This window comes from Paenarthrobacter sp. 2TAF44 (assembly GCF_052114885.1).
Lineage (GTDB): Bacteria > Actinomycetota > Actinomycetes > Actinomycetales > Micrococcaceae > Arthrobacter.
In genome coordinates this window covers 1-358 of the sequence record NZ_JBFRFP010000070.1, presented here as the reverse complement: position 1 = coordinate 358, position 358 = coordinate 1, and the positions used below count along the sequence as shown (strand labels likewise).

The following is a 358-nucleotide window of genomic DNA, read 5'->3' as shown; positions in this document are numbered from 1 at the left end:
GGGGTTTTGGTGGTGCCGGTTAGTGTCTGTTGTTTGAGAACTCAATAGTGTGCCAAGTTTGTTGATGCCGATTGTTTTATTGATTGGTTGAAATTATGGCCAGGCCGTTGCGCACCCCCGTGTGTGGTGGTTTGGTTTTCAGCTGGTTTCGAATTTTGTGCAGCCGTGCCGGCCGTTATTTCCGGTGGGTGTGGTTGTGTCTGTTATTTTTCAACGGAGAGTTTGATCCTGGCTCAGGATGAACGCTGGCGGCGTGCTTAACACATGCAAGTCGAACGATGATCCCAGCTTGCTGGGGGATTAGTGGCGAACGGGTGAGTAACACGTGAGTAACCTGCCCTTGACTCTGGGATAAGCC

The 358-nt window shown here is 51.1% G+C and carries 1 rRNA gene; it reads left to right on the top strand.

Annotated features, from left to right (window positions below):
* Window positions 1-210: 210 nt before the first annotated feature.
* A 16S ribosomal RNA gene (locus AB4Z15_RS24990) occupies window positions 211-358 on the top strand; the annotation flags it as partial.